At 54.9% G+C, this 23,359-nt stretch carries 19 protein-coding genes; 8 read left to right on the top strand and 11 right to left on the bottom strand.

The annotated features are described in order from the left end of the window. Nucleotides 1–107: 107 nt before the first annotated feature. Nucleotides 108–1,010, bottom strand: coding sequence for a LysR family transcriptional regulator (locus CX650_RS06240; protein WP_039033736.1), 903 nt, complete (start codon nucleotides 1,008–1,010; stop codon nucleotides 108–110). A 223-nt stretch (nucleotides 1,011–1,233) separates the two neighbouring features. On the opposite strand from CX650_RS06240, the gene CX650_RS06235 reads away from it, so the two are divergent. Together CX650_RS06235 and recN are read left to right on the top strand one after the other, a co-directional pair. Then, nucleotides 1,234–2,187 carry an AEC family transporter gene (locus tag CX650_RS06235; protein ID WP_039033737.1) on the top strand — a complete coding sequence of 318 codons (954 nt, stop codon included), beginning with the start codon at nucleotides 1,234–1,236 and terminating at the stop codon, nucleotides 2,185–2,187. A gap of 96 nt (nucleotides 2,188–2,283) precedes the next feature. After that, nucleotides 2,284–3,945, top strand: a complete 1,662-nt coding sequence (gene recN / locus CX650_RS06230) for a DNA repair protein RecN (RefSeq protein ID WP_039033738.1) — start codon at nucleotides 2,284–2,286, stop codon at nucleotides 3,943–3,945. A 159-nt stretch (nucleotides 3,946–4,104) separates the two neighbouring features. Here the strand turns inward: recN and CX650_RS06225 are convergent, their stop codons facing one another. From CX650_RS06225 to CX650_RS06190, 8 genes are all read right to left on the bottom strand, one after another. Further along, nucleotides 4,105–4,761, bottom strand: a complete 657-nt coding sequence (locus tag CX650_RS06225) for a CoA transferase subunit B (RefSeq protein ID WP_025009400.1) — start codon at nucleotides 4,759–4,761, stop codon at nucleotides 4,105–4,107. A 15-nt stretch (nucleotides 4,762–4,776) separates the two neighbouring features. Next, nucleotides 4,777–5,478, bottom strand: coding sequence for a CoA transferase subunit A (locus CX650_RS06220; RefSeq protein WP_101095308.1), 702 nt, complete (start codon nucleotides 5,476–5,478; stop codon nucleotides 4,777–4,779). A gap of 64 nt (nucleotides 5,479–5,542) precedes the next feature. Further along, nucleotides 5,543–6,433, bottom strand: a complete 891-nt coding sequence (locus CX650_RS06215) for a hydroxymethylglutaryl-CoA lyase (protein ID WP_101095307.1) — start codon at nucleotides 6,431–6,433, stop codon at nucleotides 5,543–5,545. A gap of 2 nt (nucleotides 6,434–6,435) precedes the next feature. Further along, nucleotides 6,436–8,493, bottom strand: a complete 2,058-nt coding sequence (locus tag CX650_RS06210; protein WP_101095306.1) for an acetyl/propionyl/methylcrotonyl-CoA carboxylase subunit alpha — start codon at nucleotides 8,491–8,493, stop codon at nucleotides 6,436–6,438. A gap of 13 nt (nucleotides 8,494–8,506) precedes the next feature. Next, nucleotides 8,507–9,361, bottom strand: a complete 855-nt coding sequence (locus tag CX650_RS06205; RefSeq protein ID WP_229800089.1) for an enoyl-CoA hydratase-related protein — start codon at nucleotides 9,359–9,361, stop codon at nucleotides 8,507–8,509. Between the two features lie 11 nt (nucleotides 9,362–9,372). Next, entirely contained in the window at nucleotides 9,373–10,980 is a 1,608-nt protein-coding gene (locus CX650_RS06200) for a carboxyl transferase domain-containing protein (RefSeq protein WP_025009397.1), read from the bottom strand. Between the two features lie 68 nt (nucleotides 10,981–11,048). Next, a complete protein-coding gene (locus tag CX650_RS06195; RefSeq protein ID WP_025889846.1) occupies nucleotides 11,049–12,218 on the bottom strand; it encodes an isovaleryl-CoA dehydrogenase in 1,170 nt (389 codons plus the stop codon). A 60-nt stretch (nucleotides 12,219–12,278) separates the two neighbouring features. Further along, nucleotides 12,279–12,686, bottom strand: a complete 408-nt coding sequence (locus CX650_RS06190) for a MerR family transcriptional regulator (protein WP_025009395.1) — start codon at nucleotides 12,684–12,686, stop codon at nucleotides 12,279–12,281. A 391-nt stretch (nucleotides 12,687–13,077) separates the two neighbouring features. Here CX650_RS06190 and CX650_RS06185 point away from each other — a divergent pair, with 391 nt between their 5' ends. From CX650_RS06185 to gndA, 3 genes are all read left to right on the top strand, one after another. Beyond that, nucleotides 13,078–14,994, top strand: a complete 1,917-nt coding sequence (locus tag CX650_RS06185; RefSeq protein WP_101095304.1) for a propionyl-CoA synthetase — start codon at nucleotides 13,078–13,080, stop codon at nucleotides 14,992–14,994. Nucleotides 14,995–15,286: 292 nt separating this feature from the next. Beyond that, a complete protein-coding gene (sugE, locus tag CX650_RS06180) occupies nucleotides 15,287–15,601 on the top strand; it encodes a quaternary ammonium compound efflux SMR transporter SugE (protein ID WP_039033745.1) in 315 nt (104 codons plus the stop codon). 157 nt (nucleotides 15,602–15,758) lie between these two features. Further along, nucleotides 15,759–17,297 carry an NADP-dependent phosphogluconate dehydrogenase gene (gene gndA, locus CX650_RS06175; RefSeq protein WP_101095303.1) on the top strand — a complete coding sequence of 513 codons (1,539 nt, stop codon included), beginning with the start codon at nucleotides 15,759–15,761 and terminating at the stop codon, nucleotides 17,295–17,297. 111 nt (nucleotides 17,298–17,408) lie between these two features. Here the strand turns inward: gndA and CX650_RS06170 are convergent, their stop codons facing one another. Then, nucleotides 17,409–18,284, bottom strand: coding sequence for a 1,4-dihydroxy-2-naphthoate polyprenyltransferase (locus CX650_RS06170; RefSeq protein ID WP_039033747.1), 876 nt, complete (start codon nucleotides 18,282–18,284; stop codon nucleotides 17,409–17,411). A 233-nt stretch (nucleotides 18,285–18,517) separates the two neighbouring features. On the opposite strand from CX650_RS06170, the gene CX650_RS06165 reads away from it, so the two are divergent. The 3 genes from CX650_RS06165 to CX650_RS06155 all read left to right on the top strand — a co-directional run bounded on the left by CX650_RS06165 (nucleotide 18,518) and on the right by CX650_RS06155 (nucleotide 20,764). Then, the gene (locus CX650_RS06165) at nucleotides 18,518–19,402 is read left to right on the top strand and encodes an SDR family NAD(P)-dependent oxidoreductase (protein ID WP_052248016.1); all 885 of its coding nucleotides are present in this window, start codon (nucleotides 18,518–18,520) and stop codon (nucleotides 19,400–19,402) included. Between the two features lie 70 nt (nucleotides 19,403–19,472). Then, nucleotides 19,473–20,336 (top strand): acyl-CoA thioesterase II, encoded by an 864-nt coding sequence (gene tesB, locus CX650_RS06160; RefSeq protein WP_039033748.1) that lies wholly within the window; start codon nucleotides 19,473–19,475, stop codon nucleotides 20,334–20,336. 11 nt (nucleotides 20,337–20,347) lie between these two features. Then, nucleotides 20,348–20,764 carry a YbaY family lipoprotein gene (locus tag CX650_RS06155; protein ID WP_071476282.1) on the top strand — a complete coding sequence of 139 codons (417 nt, stop codon included), beginning with the start codon at nucleotides 20,348–20,350 and terminating at the stop codon, nucleotides 20,762–20,764. A 249-nt stretch (nucleotides 20,765–21,013) separates the two neighbouring features. On the opposite strand, the gene CX650_RS06150 is transcribed toward CX650_RS06155, so the two are convergent. Further along, nucleotides 21,014–23,323: a toxin-antitoxin system YwqK family antitoxin gene (locus CX650_RS06150; protein ID WP_101095302.1), complete on the bottom strand. Its 2,310-nt coding sequence runs from the start codon at nucleotides 23,321–23,323 to the stop codon at nucleotides 21,014–21,016. Nucleotides 23,324–23,359: the final 36 nt, after the last annotated feature.

Here is a 23,359-nt window from a genome sequence, read left to right as displayed (position 1 = left end):
ATCCGATGACATGAGGTCATCGGATTTTGATCCTTTCAGTGAGATCGTCAAGCGATCTGTCTTAACTGATCGGCATTACGCGATGCGGGCTTTTTTGCGTCTGGGTATCAGTCCATGGAAAACAGTGCAGGGGCGCGCTGCTGCATGAACTCGATAAAGAGTTTTACCTTGAGAGGTTGCTGGCTGCGTTGATGATAGAGCAGGGAGATACGCCGTTTTTCTCCTTTCCACTCCGGCAGTAATACCTGTAGCCGGCCATCTTTCAACTCCTGTTTGCAAAATAGCTCTGGGCCGTAAAGAATGCCGCCGTCATTTAAGGTCGCGCGGATGGCACCGTGGAGATCCGTCAGGGTTAGGTTGGCTGGGCCATCATAATAGAAGGCATCGCCATCGGGATGGCGCAGCGACCAGTTGAACAGAGGCCAGACCTTGATAACCTTGTGCTGACTGAGCTGTTGCGGATGGTTAAATACCGGCGCCTTTCGAAGATACCCGGGGGAAGCCACCAGGCGATAATCCAATACTCCAAGAGAGCAGGAGACCCAGGAGGAGTCTGGCTGGGTGCCGCCGACTATGGCAACATCTATGCCTTTATCGATGAGATCCACCACCTCGTTACTTTGAGCGATATGCAGCTTGATATCCGGGTAGCACTCGCAAAATTCGTTCAGTGTCTCGATGAATATCATAGAGATAATCGAGATGGGAGCGGCAATTCTCAGGGTGCCTTCGGGCTTGTCGGCGCAGGTGCCGCTGGCCAGGGCATCAAACTGGGCTATCAGTTGCTGATAGCGTTGGAACAACTCCAGTCCCTCTTCGGTCAACCTCAGTTTGCGGGTGGTTCGCATCAGTAGTTGTTTATCCAGCACAGATTCCAGCTTGGCTAGTTTGCGGCTGACGGTGGCCACCGGCATATTCAGTACTTTGGCGGCCTGGGAGAAACTGCCGGCATTGACCAGATGTACAAACAAGTAGAGCAGTTGCAGTTCGGGAGCCTGATTGTCACTCATTGCTGTTCCTCAATGTGCCAAGGATATGTTTAAAACGCTTGTCTGCCGATGTCTACGACCATAGCGCAATGGCTGGCAGATAACGGCTGTGGTAACTTGTCGGCAATCTCTGCCGAACTTACTTAGCTGTACTGATAAGGGCAGGCAAGATACAGAATTCCCCGCCATTTTCGCAGATCCTCGGCGGGAGTACGACAGCCAAAGTCAGCAAAATGGAAGAAGTATGACTGGAATCATTACTCCGCTGATCTCTGTGTTTGGCATTATGCTCGCAGGTTCACTGGTACAGAAAAGCAAAATCCTGCCGGATGGTACGGACGCCGCCCTCAACCAATATGTTTATTACATAGCTTTTCCGGCCATTATGATGATAGTGCTGGCAAGAACTTCTTTCGAGGAGATCTTCCAGTGGCATTTCATCGTCGGTTTCAGTGTGGCAATGATGCTGACCTATCTGCTGGTACTGCTGATTTCCGGTTGTTTCAGGGCCGGTCAGGGGGTTGGGGCAATTCGCGCCTTGAATGCCACCTTTGGCAATACCGCCTTTATCGGCATTCCCATGATGATGATAGTCTACCCGGGAAACCAGTTGGCGCTGGCTGCGGCGGCCATTGCCAGCCTGTTGTCTGTGGTGATGTTTGCCATCGCACTGGTGTCGCTGGAGCTTGCCAGAGATACAGAAAACAAGGCGCATCCCTTGCTGATTATTGTTGAAGCGCTGGCGAAAAACCCGATTGTTATCGGCAGCGCCCTGGGCGTTGCTGTCTCGGCTTCCGGTATGGCTCTGCCGGATGGGATAGCGATGATGATAAGCCAGATAGGCGCTACCTCCAGTCCCTGCGCCCTGTTTGCCATAGGTATGGTGTTGGCCAAGGCGACCCGGGTTCGCGGCGCCACCCGCTTACCTGGGCCTTGGCAGTTGGCCGAGCTTTTTGGTATCAACGCTTGCAAGCTACTACTGCAACCTCTGCTGGCTTATCTATTATTGAAAGCCATGGGGATCAGCGGCACCAATCTGCAGATGGGGGTTATTCTTGCGGCCCTGCCTACTGCAGCGAGTGTATACTTACTGGCGCAGCGTTATGACACCAAGGCTGGGGTCAGTGCCCAGGGTATATTACTGGGCACGCTAATCACCTTTATCAGTTTGCCTTTGATAGCGGCATGGGCTGTTTAGGCTGGGTAGAACACAGGGAATAATTAATCGACAGATATTTACTGTATAAAAAATCAGTATATACTGTTTATCAATACAGTGTTTTGGGAATTCATTATGCTTTGCCAACTCAGCATCAATAACTTTGCCATAGTGCGTTTTCTGGAGCTGGACTTCCGTCCGGGAATGACCAGTATTACCGGCGAGACCGGGGCGGGTAAATCCATTGCCATCGATGCCCTGGGGCTTTGTCTCGGTAACCGGGCCGATGCCGCCAGTGTGCGCCCCGGCGCCAGCAAGACGGAAGTCAGTGCCCGTTTCTCTCTGGCGGATGTCCCTCTGGCCAAGCGTTGGCTGGAAGATAATGATCTCGAACTCGAAGATGAATGTATTCTACGGCGCACCATTGGCAGCGATGGCCGCTCCCGCGCCTATATCAATGGTAACCCTGTGCCGCTGACTCAGCTCAAGGCGTTGGGACCCTTGCTGGTGGGGATCCACGGCCAGCATGCTCATCACGCCATGCTCAAGACAGAGCAGCAACTTTACCTGCTGGACAGCTATGCCAATCATAAGCTGTTGCTCGATGGGGTCAGCAGTGCCTATCAGCGTTATCGCCAAATCGAGCAGGAACTGCGGCAATTGGTGCTGTCGCAGCAGGAGAGAATTGCCCGCAAGCAGTTACTCAGCTATCAGGTGGAAGAACTCAATGACTTTGCTCTCGGGGAGCATGAATTTGCCGAGATAGAGCAGGAGCACAAGCGTCTGGCCAACAGTACGGCGCTGATCGAGTCCTGTCAGTTGGCCTTGATGCTGCTCAGTGAGGGCGAAGAAGCCAACATAGAGTCATTGTTGAACCGGGCCGTGCATATCAGTGCCGATCTTGAGAGTGTCGATGCTGAGCTGGCCAATGTCGGCGGCATGCTCAACGATGCCCTGATCCAGGTGCAGGAAAGCAGCAGCGAACTGCAGCGCTATCTGGACAAGCTCGAGTTGGACCCTGAACACTTTGCCATGCTGGAGGCGCGACTTTCCAAGGCGATGCAACTGGCGCGCAAGCATCAGGTGATGCCCTCAGAGCTGTATCAACACCATCAGCAATTGCTGGCCGAGCTGGGGAGTCTCGACTCGGATGAGCAGAAGCTTGAAGAGATAGAGCAGCAATTGGAAGCCAGCAAACAGAATTATCTGACCCAGGCGCAGAAACTCAGTCAGAGCCGTAGCCGCTATGCCAAAGAGCTGGACAAGTTGGTCACAGCTTCCATCCATGAGCTCAATATGCCCAAGGGCAAGTTCAGCATAGCGGTGGAGTTTAATCCTGGGCAGATGTCGGTCAACGGCAGTGACAGGGTGGAGTTTCTGGTGACCACTAATCCGGGGCAGCCACTGCAGAGTCTGGCCAAGGTGGCCTCGGGGGGCGAGCTTTCCCGTATCGGCCTGGGTATTCAGGTGATAACCGCCCGTAAGGTAGCGACTCCGACACTGATTTTTGATGAGGTGGATGTGGGGATTTCCGGACCGACGGCTGCCGTGGTGGGCCGCATGTTGCGTACCCTGGGAGAGTCGACCCAGGTATTGTGTGTGACTCACTTGCCGCAGGTGGCAGGTAACGGCCATCAGCATATGTTTGTTGCTAAACATGCCAAGGGCAGCGGTACCGAAACCTCTATGGTGGCGCTGGATAAAGAGCAGCGGGTGCAGGAGTTGGCCCGGTTGCTTGGTGGCGATACCATCACCAGCAATACCCTGGCCAATGCCCGTGAGTTGCTCAGCAGCTAAAAGTGGCGTTTTGCAAGTTTTGAGATAAAACCGTCACACCCAATATTATCCGGGGGTTTTTGAGTCGCGATGGCGACTCAAAAACTATGGTCCGCTGAAAATCGGCCCGGTCAAGGTCGGCCTATTGTGAGTGATAATAGGCCTCAGAGACTTAATTTCTTACAAGGCCATCTCTGGCACATGTTCGGGGACAATAAGCTTGCCGGCGGTTTTGGCAACTATCTCCTCGACACTCACACCTGGCGCCCGCTCCAGCAGGTGGAAGGCGCCGTCCTTGATTTCGATAAAGGCCAGGTCTGTCAGTACCCGCTTGATGCAGCCATAACCCGTGAGCGGCAACTCGCATTTACTCAGCAGTTTGGAGTTGCCGTGTTTGTCGGCGTGCATCATGGTGACTATGATATTGTCGGCGCCGGCCACCAAGTCCATGGCGCCGCCCATGCCTTTAACCAGCTTGCCGGGGATCATCCAGGAGGCGATAGAGCCTTCGACATCCACCTCGAACGCGCCCAGTACCGTGAGATCCACATGCCCGCCACGGATCATGGCGAAGCTCTCGGCGCTGGAGAAGAAAGACGCGCCTTTGACGGCGGTAACGGTTTGCTTGCCGGCGTTGATCAGATCCGGATCTATAGTGTCTTCGGTGGGGAATTCACCCATGCCCAAGAGGCCGTTTTCCGATTGCAGCATCACCTGCATGCCCTCGGGGATATAGTTGGCCACCAGAGTGGGGATACCTATCCCCAGGTTGACGTAGTAACCGTCTTTGAGTTCCTTGGCGACGCGTTGGGCCAGTTGTTCTCTTGAAAGTGCCATTTTGCTCTCCTGCCCTTATGCCTGTTTGACTGTGCGCTGTTCGATACGCTTCTCGAACACACCCTTGATGACGCGATCCACATAGATGCCCGGGGTGTGGATATGATCCGGGTCCAGCTCACCCGGCTCGACTATCTCTTCCACTTCCACCACAGTGATCTTGCCGGCGGTGGCCATCATGGGGTTGAAGTTGGCGGCTGTCTTGCGAAATACCAGGTTACCCATGGTATCGGCCTTCCAGGCGCGGATCAGCGCGAAGTCGGCGGTCAGAGCGTCTTCCAGCACATAGTGGCGGCCATTGATTTCGCGGGTCTCTTTGCCCTCGGCCACCGGGGTGCCGTAGCCGGTGGCGGTAAAGAAGGCGGGGATCCCGGCGCCGCCGGCACGGATCTTCTCCGCCAGAGTGCCTTGCGGAGTGAGGATTACATTGAGCTCGCCGCTGAGCATCTGCCGCTCAAAGGTGGCGTTTTCACCCACATAGGAGGCGATCATTGTGCTTATCTGCTTATGTTGCAGCAGCAGCCCCAGCCCGAAGTCGTCCACCCCGGCGTTGTTGGAGATGGCGGTCAGGCCGCTGACGCCCAGCTTGACCATTTGATTGATAAGGCCTTCGGGAATGCCACAAAGGCCAAAACCACCCACCATGACTGTCATATCATTGGTGAGACCTGCGAGCGCTTCGTCGTAGCTGCCGACGACTTTATTGAGTCCTGCCATAGTGATGTCCTTGCTGTTTATTATCTGTCGTTTTACTGCTTATCTGTTGTGCCACCTGGAGGCCTTAAGCTCCCAGGGCTCTGGCTACTTTTGAACCGGTTTGCCGGCCAAGCTGCTGGCTTATCTGCCGTCCGGCCCGGGCCAGTTTGTTGAGATCTATGCCTGTGTCTATACCCATACCATGCAGCATGTAGACAAGATCTTCACTGGCCAGATTACCGGATGCGCCTTTGGCATAGGGGCAGCCACCGAGTCCGGCGACCGAGGTATCTATTACACTGACGCCGGTTTCCAGGCAGGCGAGAATGTTGGCCAGCGCCTGACCATAGGTATCATGGAAGTGTAGCGCCAAGCGCTCTACCGGTACGCGCTCGGCCACGGTTTCCAGCATTTTGCGGGCCTTGAGCGGTGTACCTACGCCTATGGTGTCGCCGAGGGATATTTCATAGCAGCCCAATTGATGCAGAATGTCGGCGACCCGAGCCACTTCTGCCGGGGCGATTTCACCATCATAGGGGCAACCCAATACGCAGGAAACATAGCCGCGAACCCGAATGCCTTGCTCCTTGGCCCGGCTCAGCAGGGGCTCGAAGCGGGCGATGGACTCTTCGATGGAGCAGTTGATGTTCTTCTGGCTGAAGCCTTCGGAGGCGGCGGCAAATACCGCCACTTCATCGGCGCCGGCAGCCAGCGCCAACTCCAGGCCCTTGAGATTGGGAGTCAGGGCGCTGTAGCAGACGCCGGCGCGGCGTGAAATGCCACGCAGTACCTCGCCCGAGTCTGCCATTTGCGGCACCCACTTGGGCGACACAAAGCTGGCGGCTTCGATGCGCTTCACCCCGGCATCGGCCAGCGCTTCAATCAGGGCTATCTTGGCTTGAGTGCTGACCGAGGTTTCATTTTGCAGGCCGTCTCTTGGGCCCACTTCAAACAGGCTTACCTTGGGAGGCAGCATTTTTAAGCCTCCTTGAGTTGTTCGCTGAGCTCCAGCAACTGGGCGCCATCGCTGACCAGTTCGCCGGGCTGGAAGAAAAACTCACTCACAGTGCCATCGAAAGGCGCGGCTATGGTGTATTCCATCTTCATCGCTTCCATCACCATCAGCCCTTGGCCGGCCTTAACGCTGTCGCCTACAGCCACCAGGTGGGTGACTATGGTGCCGTTCATCGGCGCCTTGAGCAGATCGGCATGGTTGGCCTGCTCCTCTTCCAGCTCATTCTGAATGGCGCGGAAATGGCAGGCGCTAAGCTCGCCGGAGCGGCCAAGCAGGGTAAAGTCCATGCCCTGGCGGCTGATTCGTTGGCTGCTGATATGTCCATCGACCACACAGCGAAGCGTGTCACCACCGGCCTCATCTGTGCTCAACTCGCCTTCGATAACCAGGGTTTGGCCATCCAGTGTCAATTGCCAGCTATCGGCCTTGGCCAGCTCAGTCAGCTGCAGGTGATGAATATGGTGTTCATCGTCCATCAGGGCAATATCGTGGCGCTTGGCGCTGTTGAGTCTAAAGCCACTGGCGCTGCCCCAAGGCGAGGATGGGTCCTGACTGTTTGCCTGTTTGGCCCGGGAGTCGCGTTTGCGCCACAGCATTTCATACAGTGCGGCTTTGGCCAGCAGCGGCAAGGGCAAAGTGCTGTCTTTCGCTTGAGGCAGCAGCTGTGCTTGATAGCGCTCAATAAAATCTGTGCTGAAGTCGGCGCTGGCAAAGGCCGGGTGAGCGGCGATTTTACCCAGGAAACCGATATTGTGTTTCAGGCCGGTGAGCTGGAAGTCATCCAAAGCCCTTTGCAGGCGCTGCAGCGCTCTTGGGCGTGATTCATCCCAGACGATCAGCTTGGCTATCATGGGGTCGTAGAAGTTGGAGATTTCATCGCCTTCACGGACCCCCGAGTCGATACGCACATGGCTCGATGGCTTGGGCTCGCGCAGGAAGTTGAGCTTGCCGCTGGCGGGCAGGAAGTCGTTATCCGGATCTTCGGCATAAATTCGCACTTCAAAGGCATGGCCATTAATGGCAACTTGCTCCTGAGTCAGGGGCAGAGGCTCTCCGGCAGCGACCAGCAGTTGCCAGTGCACCAGATCTGTCCCTGTCACCAGTTCGGTAACCGGATGCTCTACCTGCAAACGGGTATTCATCTCCATAAAGAAGAAGCTGCCGTCTTCTTCTGTGGCATGGGTGTCCAGCAGAAACTCGACCGTGCCTGCACCCACATAGTCGATGGCGCGGGCGGCAGCCACGGCGGCTTCACCCATGCGGCGGCGCAGGGCGTCGCTGAGGCCGGGGGCCGGCGCTTCTTCCACCACTTTCTGGTGGCGGCGCTGAATCGAGCAGTCCCTGTCTGACAGATAAATGGCATTGCCCTGGGTGTCGGCAAATACCTGCACCTCCACATGGCGCGGCTGCTCCAGGTAACGCTCCATCAACAGCTTGTCATTGCCAAAACTGGAGGCGGCTTCACGGCGGGCCGAGTCGATGGCCGACTTGACTTCCGTCAGGCTGCGGACAATCCGCATTCCCTTACCGCCGCCACCGAAGGCGGCCTTGATCAGCAGCGGGAAACCGATTTTTTCGGCTTCACTGAGCAGCACTTCATCGCTCTGGTCATCACCGTGATAGCCGGGCACCAGTGGTACTCCGGCGCGGCCCATGATGAGTTTGGCGGCGCTCTTGCTGCCCATGGCTTCTATGGAATCGGCCTTGGGACCGATAAAGGCGATATTGGCCCGTTCACAGGCGGCGGCAAAACCGGCGTTTTCCGACAGAAAACCATAACCCGGGTGGATCGCCTCGGCGCCACAGGCCTTGGCGATATCGATGATGGCATCGCCCCTGAGGTAGGAGTCGGCCGGCGCCGAGCCCCCCAGATAAAAGGCTTCATCGGCCATAGCCACGTGGGCGGCATGGCGATCGGCATCCGAGAACAGTGCGACAGTGCGCACTCCCAATGACCTGGCGGTACGTATGATGCGACAGGCAATTTCGCCGCGGTTGGCAATCAGAATCTTGTTGAACATCTTACATCCTTCCTTAGTCACGGCGCTGTGGCGGGTTTGAGCTATTGCCTGGATTGCAACTGGAGTTGTTGCCCGGATTGTCACTTGAGCCTTGCCAGCTCGGCGGGCGTTTTTCGAAAAAGGCGTTCAGCCCTTCCTGGCCTTCAGCAGACACCCGGATCCGGGCGATGGCCTCGCCGGTGAGCGCCAGCGTCTGTTCATCTATCAGTCCGTGGCGGATATCGCTTATCAGCTGTTTGCACCAGTTGAGTGCCTGCGGACTGTTGCCCAGCAGCGATTCGATAAGGGGCGCGGCGGCGGCCTCGAGATCGTCTGCTACCTGATGCACCAGTTGCAAAGTCTTGGCGGCTTCGGCATCGAAACGCTCAGCGGTCAACATATAGCGTCTCGCCTGACGCTCGCCCATGGCGCGGCGCACATAGGGGCTGATAACCGCCGGGATCAGGCCAAGCTTCACCTCGGACAGGCAAAAGCTGGCCTTGGGCGTCGCTATGGCGATATCGCAGCAACACACCAGCCCCAGCGCTCCGCCAAAGGCCGCGCCCTGCACCAGGGCCAATGACGGCTTGGGGAATTGATCCAGAGTGGCCATCAACCGGGCCAACTCGGCGGCGTCTTTGAGGTTGTCGTCAAAGTCCATCGCCGCCTGTTTGCGCATCCAGTTCAGGTCGGCGCCGGCGCTGAAATGTTTACCGTTGGCTTTCAGCAGCAGCACCCGGCAGGCAGGATCCCGGGCCAGGGACTCCAGCGCATCAATGAGCTCGGCAATCATCACCTCATCGAAGGCGTTGGCCAGCTGCGGGCGATTCATCATCAGGGATGAAACGCCGCGGGAGTCGGTGGTTAAGGTCAGATATTGATAATCCATACCGGCCTCCATTACATGCGGAACACGCCGAAACGTGTGTCCTCAATGGGCGCATTCAGCGCCGCCGACAATGCCAGGCCAACCACATCACGGGTCTGGGCCGGGTCGATAATGCCATCGTCCCACAAGCGGGCGCTGGCATGGTAGGGATGCCCCTCTTTATCGTACTGGGCTATTACCGGAGCCTTGAAGGCGGCTTCTTCCTCGGCGCTCATGGTCTGCCCCTTGCGGGCCAGGCCGTCTTTACGCACTGTGGCCAGCACTCCGGCGGCCTGTTCACCCCCCATGACTGAGATGCGGGCGTTGGGCCACATCCACATCATGGTGGGTTCAAAGGCGCGGCCGCACATGCCGTAGTTACCGGCGCCGTAGGAGCCGCCGATGATCACGGTAAACTTGGGCACAGTGGCGCAGGATACTGCAGTCACCATCTTGGCACCGTGTTTGGCTATGCCTTCATGCTCATATTTTTTGCCGACCATAAAGCCGGTAATGTTTTGCAAAAACAGCAGCGGGATCTTGCGCTGGCAGCAAAGCTCGATGAAGTGAGCGCCTTTTTGCGCCGACTCGGAAAACAGAATGCCGTTGTTGGCCACTATGCCAACCGGGTAGCCATGAATACGGGCAAAACCGCATACCAGAGTGGCACCATAACCGGCCTTGAACTCGTCGAAGTCTGAGTCATCGACGATGCGGGCTATCACTTCTTTGACATCGAAGGGCTTTTTCAAGTCGGTGCCGACTATGCCGTAGAGCTCATGAATATCGTACTTGGGCGGCTTTACCTGGCTCAGTGTCTGGGCAATCTGCTTTTGGTGATTGAGGCGGGAGACGGCATTGCGGGCCAGCTCCAGCGCGTGGTCGTCGTTTTGCGCCAGATGATCGGCCACACCGCTTATCTTGGTGTGTACCTCGGCGCCGCCGAGCTCTTCGGCACTGACCTCTTCACCTGTGGCGGCTTTCACCAGCGGCGGGCCGGCCAAAAAGATGGTGCCCTGTTCACGGACAATAATCGACTCATCGGCCATCGCCGGCACATAGGCGCCACCTGCGGTGCACAGGCCCATGACCACGGCGATTTGCGGGATCCCTTTGGAGGACATGCGGGCCTGATTGAAGAAGATGCGGCCGAAGTGATCCCTGTCCGGAAACACTTCATCCTGGCGCGGCAGGTTGGCACCGCCCGAGTCCACCAGATAGATGCAAGGCAGGTGACAGCGTTCGGCTATCTCCTGAGCGCGCAGGTGTTTTTTCACCGTTAGCGGGTAGTAAGTGCCACCTTTGACCGTGGCGTCGTTGGCGATAATCATGCACTCGACTCCGCTGACCCGGCCGATCCCGGCTATGATGCCGGCGGCGGGCACTTCTTCGTCATAGACTTCGAAGGCGGCAAACTGGCTCAGTTCCAGAAATGGCGAGCCGGGATCCAGAAGTTTCTCTACCCGGGTACGCGGCGCCAGTTTACCGCGGGACAGATGGCGCTCCATGGCCACAGGGCCACCGCCTTCGACTATCTTGTTGAGTTTTTGTTGGACATCGGCCACCAGGTGGGACATGGCGGCTTGTTTTTCCCTGAATTCATCGCTGCGGGCGTTGATTCTACTGCTGATTTGAGGCACGGCTTGTCATCCTTTTCGACTGAATGGGGGAGCGTGAAGGGCCGCTTGAACGGCCCCGGCATTCGCCATTACTTGGTTTCGTTGAACAGCTCTCGGCCGATGAGCATGCGGCGGATTTCCGAAGTACCAGCGCCGATTTCATAGAGCTTGGCATCGCGTAGTAGGCGACCTGTAGCGTATTCATTGATATAGCCGTTGCCGCCCAGCAGCTGAATGGCGTCCAGTGCCATCTTGGTGGCGAGCTCGGCGCTGTAGAGAATGGCTCCGGCGGCATCTTTACGTGTGGTTTCGCCGCGATCGCAGGACTTGGCGACGTTATAGATATAGGACTTGGCGGCATTCATGCCTGTGTACATGTCGGCCAGTTTGCCCTGCACCAGTTGGAATTCGCCGATGGATTTGCCGAACTGCACCCGCTCGTGCATATAGGGCATCACTATGTCCATGCAGGCGGTCATTATCCCAAGCGGGCCGCCGCTGAGCACCACCCGCTCGTAGTCGAGGCCGCTCATCAGGACCTTCACACCCTGGTTGAGGCCGCCGAGAATATTCTCTTCCGGGACTTCGCAGTCTTCGAATACCAGTTCACAGGTGTTGGAGCCGCGCATTCCCAGCTTGTCGAGCTTCTGTGCCTGGGAGAAGCCTTTGAAGCCGCGCTCGACGATAAAGGCAGTGATCCCGTGCGGGCCCTTGTCCAAGTCGGTTTTGGCATAAATCACATAGGTGTGGGCATCCGGGCCATTGGTGATCCACATCTTGTTGCCGTTGAGAATGTAACGGTCGCCTTCCTTGCGGGCATGCAGCTTCATGGAAACCACGTCCGAACCTGCGTTGGGTTCACTCATCGCCAGTGCGCCTATATGTTCGCCGCTGACCAGCTTGGGCAGATATTTTTCTTTCTGGGCCTGATTGCCGTTGCGGTTTATCTGGTTGACGCACAGGTTGGAGTGGGCGCCGTAGGACAAACCTATGGACGCCGACGCGCGGGAGATCTCTTCCATGGCGACGACGTGCGCCAGATAACCCATGTTGGCACCGCCGAACTCTTCGGGGACTGTGATCCCAAGCAGCCCCATGTCGCCGAACTGAGGCCAAAGCTCATTGGGGAAGGCGTTGTCCTGATCCACCTTGGCGGCAATGGGGGCAATTTCATTGGCGGCGAAACCGTTGACTGCATCCCGCAGCATATCGATTTCTTCACCGAGTCCAAAGTTGAGGCTTGAGTAGAGAGAGTTCATTGGCTTGATGTCCTGTAAGTTAATATTTTTATTTTATTATTATGGTGTTTGGTCAATGGCTCAGGCTTTTTCCTGCTCCATGTCATCCAGCGCCTGACGGCACTGAAGTTCGGCAGAATTGAGTTCCATCAACACCACCTTGATATCGTCCATCTGCTGTTGCAGTGAGGTCTTTTTTTCCTCAATCAGGGCCAACATGGTATTGAGCTGTGCATGGCTGCTCTTGTCGGCATCGTAGAGTTCAAACAGTCGGCGGGTTTCCGCCAGGGAAAAGCCCAGACGCTTGCCGCGCAGAATAAGTTTCAGTCTGACTCTGTCCTTGAGACTGTAGATACGGGTCTGGCCACGACGCCTGGGTTTGAGCAGCCCCTGATCTTCATAGAAGCGGATGCTGCGGGTGGTGATATCAAATTCCTTTGACAGATCACTGATGGAGTAAGTGGTTTGTGGATTGTGGTTTGCGCTCATCGATAACACCATAAAATTGAACCTGTTTGGCAAGATATATGAAGTTTACGTAAAGGTAAAGTTTGTTGTGGCATTTTGCGAGCAGCTTGGTGTCCACCGCCGCTGCCATCGGCCTTTGCCCGTATTGAAACACTTGCTTCAGTAACCTGTTTATTTGTCTTCCAATTTGGGTAACGGTACATGGCACCCTTCACTATGCATATTTGCATTCCAATCGTTTTGATGTCCGCTTTGGATGGACAGCAAAATTCTCGGAAGCCAAAAGGCGCAGTTCGAACGGGGTTTTAGGCTAACGTCTAATTGGGTACAAGACCAAAAAGGACTTTAATTGTCCCAGGAAGGAAGGGAACGCAGTGCCGTCGCAGAACGGCGTCCTTTGGGAGGACAGATAATGATAGATCCGGGTTTAGCCCTGCATAAGGCGTCACTCGAGGACAAAACACAGTTTTGGGGTGAGTGTGCCCGCGCCATTGATTGGCAACAGCCCTGGGAGCAGGTGCTGGATGAGAGTGAGGCGCCATTTTACCACTGGTTTCGCGGTGGCATGCTCAACACCTGCTACAACGCGGTGGATAGGCATGTGGCCGCCGGGCGCGGCGAACAGACCGCCATTCAATATGTCAGTCCGGTAACCGATACCGAGTACGGCATCAGCTATAACGAATTACAGCAGCAGGTGAGTCGCCTGGCGGGCTGGATGCAATCTGTCGGCATCAATAAGGGCGACAGAGTCGTTATCTATATGCCCATGGTGCCGGAAACCGTGTTTGCCATGCTGGCCTGTGCCCGCATAGGCGCCATACATTCAGTGGTGTTCGGCGGCTTTGCCGCCAATGAACTGGCAACCCGGATTAACGATGCCAAACCCAGATTGGTATTGTCTGCCTCTTGCGGCATAGAACCTTCAGGTGTTGTGCCTTATAAGCCCCTGCTGGACAAGGCGCTGGAACAGTTCGAGCACAAGGTGGAAAACTGTCTTATTCTCGGTCGCAGTCAGTATCAGGCCGAGTTGCAGCCAGGGCGGGATCATGACTGGCAGAGTGCTATCTGTCAGGCGACTCCTGCCGATTGTGTGGCGGTCGAAGCCACCCATCCCTTGTACATTCTCTATACCTCAGGCACCACAGGGCAGCCAAAGGGGGTTGTGCGTGATAATGGTGGTCATGCGGTAGCGCTGGCCTGGTCGATGAAGGCCATCTATGACATAGAACCTGGTGATGTCTTCTGGGCAGCCTCGGATGTGGGTTGGGTAGTGGGTCACTCCTATATTGTCTATGCACCGCTGCTGGTAGGTGCCACCACCTTGCTGTTTGAAGGCAAACCTGTGGGCACCCCGGATCCCGGTACTTTTTGGCGCACCATAGCCAAGTACAAGGTCAAGAGTTTCTTTACCGCACCGACTGCGATTCGCGCCATCAAACGTGAGGATCCTGAGGCAAGCTATGTGGCTCAAAGTGACCTCTCTTGCCTGAAAAACGTGTTTCTGGCTGGCGAGCGTTGTGACCCGGACACCCTGAAGTGGGCGGCTGAGAAGCTGGCCAAGCCAGTAATAGATCACTGGTGGCAAACTGAAACCGGATGGGCGATTGCCGCCAACTTGATGGGAGTGGCGCCTATTCAGGTCAAAGCCGGGTCACCGGCCAGAGCCGTGCCTGGTTATCAGGTGGAAGTACTGGATGAAATGGGGGAGCAGGTGGCTCCCGGGCAGTCGGGCAATGTGGTTATCAAGCTGCCTCTGCCGCCTGGAACCCTGACCACGCTGTGGCAAAATGATAAGCGCTACCATGACAGCTATCTGGCCATGTATCCCGGCTATTATCTCACCGGAGATGCCGGCTATATGGATGAAGAGGGCTATCTCTACATCATGAGTCGCATCGATGACATCATTAATGTGGCCGGTCATAGATTATCGACCGGGCGCTTTGAAGAGGTGCTTTGTCAGCACCCGGCGGTGGCTGAAGCGGCGGTTATCGGTGTCGAAGATAAGCTCAAAGGCCAGGTGCCGCTGGGGTTGGTGGTGCTCAAGATGGGCAATACCCTGAGCGAAGAACAGCTACACAAGGAGCTGGTGGCCCTGGTGCGCCAGGAAATAGGCCCGGTGGCGGCGTTCCGTTTGGTGAGCGCTGTACCCAAGTTGCCCAAGACCCGCTCCGGCAAGATACTGCGCGGCACCATGCGTAAAATTGCTGACAATCAGGAGTTCAAGGCGCCCGCGACCATAGAAGATCCCGCTACTCTGGATCTGGTACGCACCGCACTGACCCGTATGGGCTATGCCGATTCTCTGGTGAAAGAGCACGCCTGAGGCTGACTTTCTCCTTTTGCGCCTGCCGTCGGCAGGCGTTTTTTTAACTGTTTTTCACGTTGCAAAGGCGCGCCTCTTACACTTTGCCCTTTTAGTCGGCCTTTGCTAAGATGCCGCTGCTCCGTTCGGGGCAACAACAAGTAGTTACATACAAAGTAGTCGCATCCAAGTTTTACATTCAGGCTTGCAACTTAAGCTCACTATGTAGCCTTATCACTCTGGCCGCAGGGACGACCCTGTAAGCGCCTTATCTATTACCGGGGACGACCCCTCTTAAAAAAGGGATGAGTCCATGAACTGGTTGCTCTTAATCCTCGCAGGTTTGTTTGAAATAGGTTGGGCCATAGGCCTTAAATATACCCAGGGTTTTACCAAGTTAATTCCGAGTCTGTTGACCTTGGGCGCTATGGCTATCAGTGTCGGTTTGCTTGGGCTGGCGACCAAGTCATTGCCTATAGGCACGGCTTACGGTGTTTGGGTAGGCATTGGCGCTATGGGCACGGCATTGGTGGGGATCTGGCTATTCGGCGAGAGTGCCAGTCTGATGAAAATCGGCAGTTTGCTGTTGATTTTTATTGGTGTTTTGGGACTGAAACTGGCTAATTGAACCCGGATGTTTGTCTGTTAATCGTGTTTTTCAAACAAGGTTATCGTCAAGGGCGGCTGGTAATTAACTTTCGTTAATCAGTATAATTAATCCACTCAAGGCCGGTTGTTGGCTCACAAAACGACCGGCTCCTCTGCTACCCGTGGAATTAATAACAATGCAAACCCACAAGCATCTTTCTGACATCGGGGTCATAGGCCTGGGTGTGATGGGCAAGAATCTCGCTCTCAATATCATAGATAACGGCTATCGGGTCGCGGCGTTCGATCTGGACAGCCGTAAAGTGATTGCTGCCGAAAACCAGGCCAAGAGGGAAGTGACCGAGAGGGAACAATTGCTGTTTGGCTGTAATAATCTTACTGATTTGATGGGAAATTTAGCAACGCCGCGCATTCTGCTGCTGTCCATTCCGGCCGGTGCGGCAGTCGATGCCGTATGCCAATCCCTGCTCGATGCCGGAATTGAGCGCGAGGATATAGTCATAGATACGGGCAATAGCCTGTGGACAGACACCATAGCGCGGGAGCTGCGCTATCGCGATCAGTTTATCTTCTTCAGCTCCGCCGTATCCGGCGGTGAGGTGGGGGCCAGATTCGGGCCCTCGCTGATGCCCAGCGGTAATATCAAGGCCTGGGGGCGGGTTGCTCCTATTTGGCGGGCGATAGCTGCCAAGGTGGATGGTGACACCGGATTACCGTTGGAGCGATTCGAGCCCGGCAACCCGGTTACCCAAGGGGAGCCCTGCACGGCTTACATAGGCCCGGCCGGTAGCGGTCACTATGTGAAGATGGTGCACAACGGTATTGAATATGCCGACATGCAGTTGATTTGCGAGGCTTATCATCTGCTAAGCCAAGTGCTGGGTCTTGATGCCTACGCCATTGCCGAGGTATTCGAGCGCTGGAATAAAGGTGTGCTTTCCAGTTATCTGATGGAAATCAGTGCCGAGGTCTTGCGGCAACAGGACCCATTAAGCGGTAAGCCTCTGGTTGAGATGATCCTAGATAAGGCAGGGCAGAAGGGCACAGGCCTGTGGACGGCAGTTAGCAGCTTGCAGATAGGTTGCCCGGCGCCCACTATCGCCGAAGCGGTTTATGCCCGCGCCATCAGTACTCAAAAAGTTCTGCGCCAGAGTTTGGCTACCAAGCTGGCCGGTCCCGAAGCGCGAGACACTCAATCGGCGGCCCCGGACGAGCAACAAAGTTTTATTGATGGCTTGGAGAGTGCACTCTATTGCGCCAAGGTGAGCTGTTATGCCCAAGGGTTCCAGTTGATGGCGATGCAGGCTCAGGAGCAGGGATGGCAGCTGGATTTTGCCGCCATTGCCAGGATCTGGCGCGCCGGCTGTATTATTCGCGCCAGATTCCTGCAATCCATAGCCGCAGCCTACGACAAGGAGCCGGAATTGGCCAATTTGCTGTTGGCCGATGGCTTTGCTTCAACGCTTTCTACGCACCAGCAGGCATGGCGGCAAACAGTTGCCAAGGCGGTATTTGCAGGTGTGCCTGTGCCCTGCATCTCATCGGCGCTTTCCTACTACGACAGTTATCGCACTGAGACCTTGCCGGCCAACCTGTTACAGGGGCAACGGGACTTTTTCGGAGCACATAGTTTTGAGCGCATAGATCAAGCTGCCAACGAGCGTTATCACCTGGATTGGAGTGACCCCAAGCGGCCGCTGATTAAGCTGGATTGAGGGAAACCGGGTCGGGCAGAATACTATCACCGGCCAACAAAAAAGGCTTCCAACTGCTTGGCAGTGGAAGCCTTTGCTATTTCTATCCCTTTGTTTATAGCTATCCCAGTGCTAAAGGGTAAACACCAAGCCTAAGCTGAACAGGGCGCTGAATATCATAGTCAGTTTGGCGGTGCGCCCCAGTAAAGGGTTTAATGCTGCGCCTGACTCCTGGATAAAATCACTGGACAGCTTGCGGGCCATCAGCAGCGCGAGGCCTGTCAGCAGCACAGGTAGCCCAGGTAGCAAGCCCAATAGGAAACCAGCGATAATCAGGCCGAAGGGTAAGTATACCAACGCCTGGTACAGCACCTTGGATTGGGCTTCACCTATACGTACCGCCAAAGTGCGCTTGCCGGCTTTCTCGTCAGTATAGATATCGCGGGTGTTGTTAACTAGGCAGATGGCGGCATTGAGCAGGCCCACGGCGCTACCCAAAATCCAGGCTGCAGTGCTGGTATCACCGGCCTGCAGATAGTAACTGCCGACAACGGCTACCAAGCCAAAGAAGATAAAGGCCGCCACTTCACCCAGGCCGTGTGAGGCCAGCGGGTATGGGCCGCCGCTGTAACCCAGGGCGCCCAAAATGGAAGCCGCCGCCAGGATGGCAATCGGCCAGCCACCGTGCCAGATGAGGAAAGACCCCACCGCCAATGCCAGCAATAGGCAAAAAATCATTGCATTACGCACTTTCAGCGGGTCGAGTAAGCCGCTCTGGGTGACCCTTATCGGCCCAAGTCGCTCTTCGGTATCTATACCATTTTTGAAATCAAAGTAGTCGTTGGCCAGGTTAACGGCAATCTGCAGTAACAGGGCACAGACCATAGATGCCACTGCAATGGTCCAACTAAAACTCTCCAGTTGCAGAGCCAGAATGTTGCCTATCAGCAAGGGTCCTATTGCCGCAGGCAAGGTGCGCGGCCGTGAGGCTAAAATCCAGGGATTCATCTTGTTAATTCTTCAGAGTTAAAGATGGGAAAACATGCTAAGGATACCAATTTTCCACTTGAAAGTTAGCACAATCGGATAAATGCATTTAACAGAGTTTGAGTCAGCGCACATTTGTACCCGTGCGGATTAAAAAAATGCAGCCATAATCAAATAACCTTAGGGGATTATGTGTTCTTATTGTTAAAGAATACCCGGTATTTCATGAGCTTATTACTAAAGCAGAGGTTAATATGATGGGGTTTGGGGGCAGGACAGCCCTTGTCAGCGGTGCCGCCTCGGGGTTGGGGCGCGCCTTTGCCATAGGTTTGGCTCAGCGTGGCGCCAGTCTGGCACTGCTGGACATAGACAGCTGTAAAGATACCTTGAATGCGATTTCTGCTTTGGGGGCCGATGCCAAAGCCTGGCACTGTGATGTTGCCAATGAGCAAGATGTTGCTTTGGTGCTGCAGGAAGCTTGTGACCACTTTGGCACCATAGAGTTGTTGGTGGCCTGTGCCGGGATCCATACCCCTTGCTCATTTGAAAAACTGACACCACAGCAGTGGCGACGGCAGTTGCAGGTGGATCTAGATGGCAGCTTCTTTCTCTGTCACGGCCTCTGGTCGCGAATGAAGGCCCAGGAGTATGGCCGGATCCTTTTGTTGGGTGGTGTTAGTGGACTGTTTGGAGACCTTTTTGAAAGTGCCTGGGCTAGCGCCAAGATGGCTTTGTTTGGATTAACCAATAGTCTCAGTCGTGAAGGCGGCAATCATAACATCCGTGTCAACAGTCTCTATCCTTTGGCTACCACCCCTATGACGGAGCAACATCTGGCACTGCCGGTACAACCTTTATTTGGTTTGAGCGCACCATTGGCAGCCGGGTTGTTTCTGCTCAGTGAGCAGGCGCCCAATGGGCAACATTTGTTGGCTGCAGCAGGCAGTATCAGCCGGGTGAGAATAGCGCAGACAGAGCCGGGTTACTTTAATGCCGATGCTTGTACTCCTGAGCTTTTGGCCAGAGCCTGGCCAGAGTTGAGTGTGGCCACGCCGCTGGGTTTCAGCGACAGCGGTGAGGCGCAAATTGTTAACTGGGCCAGACAAGCTGCCGCTGAGCATGATATAGAGATAGAGTAAAGTCATCTGGTCACGAAGGGCGGTTCTGGGTTAATCTTTGCGGTATATGTCAGCCAGTTAGTAGAGTTTTATGAGCCAGGTTTTAGATGATCTCTTGTCACTGCTCGCGCTTGAACAGATAGAAATCGGACTTTATCGGGGCCAGAGTCAGGATCTGGGTTTTGGTCATGTGTTTGGTGGTCAGGTCATGGGTCAGGCCCTCAGTGCCGCCCGTCGAACTGTGCCGCAAGAGCGCCAGGTGCACTCACTGCACTCCTATTTTTTACGTGCAGGCGATGAAAAGCTGCCGATAGTCTACGAAGTTGAAAATATGCGTGACGGTGGCAGTTTCAGCGCCCGTCAGGTGAAGGCGATTCAGAAAGGGCGGCCGATTTTCTACATGACTTGCTCCTTCCAGGAGCCGGAAGTTGGCTTCAGCCATCAGGCAGAAATGCCAGAGGTTCCCGGCCCAGAAGGGATACTCAATCAGCAGGAGTTGGCAATGACCATGAGGGATAAGGTGCCCTCCAGAATGCTGGAAAAGTTTATGGCCGATGCCCCCATTGAAATGCGCCTGGTCAATCCGCTTAACCCTGTAGCTCCGGCGGCTACTGAGCCCGTACGACATGTATGGATGCGGGCAAATGGTGCCTTGCCGCCCGAACATGAAATGCACGACTACCTATTGGCATACGCTTCGGATTTCAACTTTTTGGTGACAGCGGCTCAGCCTCATGGGGTGTCATTTTTGACCCCGGGGATGCGGATGGCCACTATAGATCACTCACTCTGGTTCCACCGACCTGTCAACATGGGGGAATGGCTGCTTTATGCCATAGAGAGTCCCAATGCCAGTGGCGGTCGGGGATATGTGCGAGGGCAATTCTTCAATCAACAGGGCGAGCTGGTGGCTTCTGCCACTCAGGAAGGCTTGATGAGAATGACCGCCAAATAAGGGAAAGCAAGATGATTAAGTATGTGAAAGGACTGGTAATTGCTGCTGGGATAGTGTTTCTAGGCGGCTGTGTCACTGTTGACCCCAAAGCTCCTGTTATCGTCAACGGGGCCGCTGGTTACTTGGAAAGAGTGGCCTTGCCTCAAGGTTCCAGTATCACCATTGCCATCATAGACTTGGACACCCCCGGGGTAATCGTGGCACAAAAGAGCTTTGATATCGCCAGGGCGCCGGTGCCGTTCAAGTTTATTTTACCGACTGAAACCCTTGAGTCCGATGTCAACTATGGTGTGGTCGCCATGATCCAGTATCAGGGAAGGGTGATTTTCCAAACCTATGACAGATATCCGGTGATCAACAATGACAAGTTCACCACCGAAGTGTTGATGAAGGCGGTGCCAATACCTCAGTTGGAACAACAACCTTGATTATTTGATATTGGCGCTAGGATCCCTCTGTCGCGTGATGCCGTTTACTTTTGTAAGCGGCATTTTTATGGTTACGGATGAGGCCGGCTGGGGAAGGGGCTGTTTATTTCGGTAACCTGATATTGGCCGCTGCTATCAGGCTGGCTTACGACTCTAGCCTTGGCGACTTGTCTATTGAACCCATTTTCTCGCCAATAGATGCTGCCAAAATTCACAATCCCCAACTCTAGTCGCGAAACCGGGGGGAGATTAACCATGGTGTTCAGTCTTTATCAGCTTGCCGAATTGGTCATAGAAGTTCCAGTCACCTGATTCGCGATTGCTGATATAGCTGCCTTCGGTACGCTTCTCACCATTGGTCCAGAAGGTCTGCCACAGTCCCTCTTTTCTGTCCCTGAGGAAGGTGCCTTTCTCGGCCAGCTTGCCGTTGTTGTGGAAGTAACTGGCTTCACCCTCTTTCTGCCCCTTGAGCCATTGTTCATGGCTCTGTGGTTTACCATTTTGGAAGTACTGGCTCAGTTTGCCATCGAGTTTGCCCTGCCTGTAGTTGGCTTGCTGCTTTAACTGACCGTTGCTGTAATACTGCTCTGACTTGCCGTGCAGTACATCGTCCTTGAACTCCTGACTGGCGGCGAGCATGCCATCTTCAAACCAGCTTTGCCACTGGCCGGTTTTGGCCCCTTTTAACAACTCGCCGGCCAGTTTCTGCTGCCCATTGTTGACATAGTACTCGCTGTAGTTGCCGCTCTTGTCGCCATTGGCATAGGTTTCCTTGCGATAAAGGATGCCCTTGAAGCTGTAGTGCTCGCGTGCGCCATGCAACTTGCCGAGCTGCCACTGGCTCTTGATCCTGACATTGCCCTCGGGGATGGTGCCGAAGGTGGGATCGTCCTCTTCGTAGCGGTAGTCTATCCAGCTACCTGTCTTCTTATTGTCCAGGTACTCCCCCGTAACCCGGCGGCGGCCATGATAATACTCGGCATATTGGCCATTGAGTTTGCCTTTGACAAAGGTCTGCTCCCGGCTCTTGACCCCTTCGCGATACTGAATCCAGAGCCCGTCCTTGTCGCCGTTGAGATATGCGCCTTCCTCATTGGGATCGCCGTTGGCGTACCAGCGCTTGAAGGCGCCATCAAGCGGATAACGATAATCCTTGGCGGCCTTGTCTTTGGCATAGTGGGCTAACTCCCTGGGCTTGCCATTGTCGTAGAAGCTCTCATACTTGCCGACCCATTTACCGTCTATGACTTCGCCCTGTTCTTGCACTGTGCCATCTTCAAAGTAGCGGATGGACTTTCCGGTTTGCTTATCATGCTGATATTGCACCAGGCTGCGTTTTTCCCCGTTCGGGAAGTAACGGATAAAGTCGCCGTGACGTTTTCCCCGTTGCCATTGGCTGGACTCTTGCAACACGCCGGCGCTGAAACGCTGATATAAGCCATCCAGCAGGCCCATGGCGAACTGGGACTTTTCCAGGGGTTTGCCGTCGATATCGAAACGTTCATACTTGCCATGGCGGGGATATTGACCGTTGTCGCTCAATTGGCTGTCGTGGAAGGTTTCCAGCTCGGCCAGCTGGCCATTGGGATGAAAGCGCTTCTGTACGCCGGTTTGCTGGCCGCTTTTGTAGTGCTGCTCTATGACCCGTTTGCCTTCACTGTTGAAGTACTCCTGGGGGCCATCTTTTTCGCCGTCACTGAAGTGTTCATTGCCCAGCAGCACGCCTTTATCGTCGAAGGTTTGGCATTGGCCCTGGCGTTTACCTGCGCGGTAAGTACATTTGATTGCCAGTTCACCGCCGGGGTGATATTTCAGGCTTTCGCCGTCCCGTTCTCCGGCGCTGAAACGGGTTTCGCTCTCTTTGCTGCCATCATCAAAAAAGCTCTGCCAGACGCCCTGACGTTGGCCATTGGCATCGAATTGGCCCTTGACCTTGATTACCCCCTGGGCGTTTTGTTCCAGATACTCGCCAAAGAGTTGGTTGTTGGCATATTGCTGGCTTTGGGCCTGGGTGCCGTTTTCATAGAAGCTCTGCCACTGGCCATGGCGCAGGTTATCGGTATAGGTTTCACTGGCCTTGAGTTTACCGCTGGCGTAGAAGCGCTTGACCAGCTCTTTATTGCCGCTGCGGTAGAATACGCTTTCATTGAGGCGGCCATTGCTGTCAAAGGTTTGCCATTCCCCTTCGGGTACGCCCTTGTTGAACACCTGTAATTCGGTCATCTGGCCGCTGAGGTCATACATGCGCCAGCTGCCATTCTGATAACCCTGGAAATACTGGCCCTCAATCAATTTGGCATTGTTGGGGTGAAATACCTGCCAGCGGCCATTGGGCAATCCTTGAGAGAAAGTCGCTTGGGTATAACCTTGGTTATCGCGAATGATGGAGATCTCACCATTGAGGGGCATGCCACTGGCCAGATTGTAATAATGAGGGATACCATCCTGCTGGCGGATTTCCACCATTAAGGAAGAGAGGTTTTGTGCCGCTTGTGCCTGTTGCAGCAAAGTCGATGTGCCCACGACCAACATTGTCATGATGGTGAGATGTTTATGCATAGCTTCTCCTTGTTACCGACTTCTGTAACCCCGTCA

Origin of the sequence: Shewanella indica (assembly GCF_002836975.1) — a bacterium.
Taxonomy (GTDB): domain Bacteria; phylum Pseudomonadota; class Gammaproteobacteria; order Enterobacterales; family Shewanellaceae; genus Shewanella; species Shewanella indica.
Note: the sequence above shows the minus strand (reverse complement) of the source record. Positions and strands in the feature narration are given on the sequence as shown.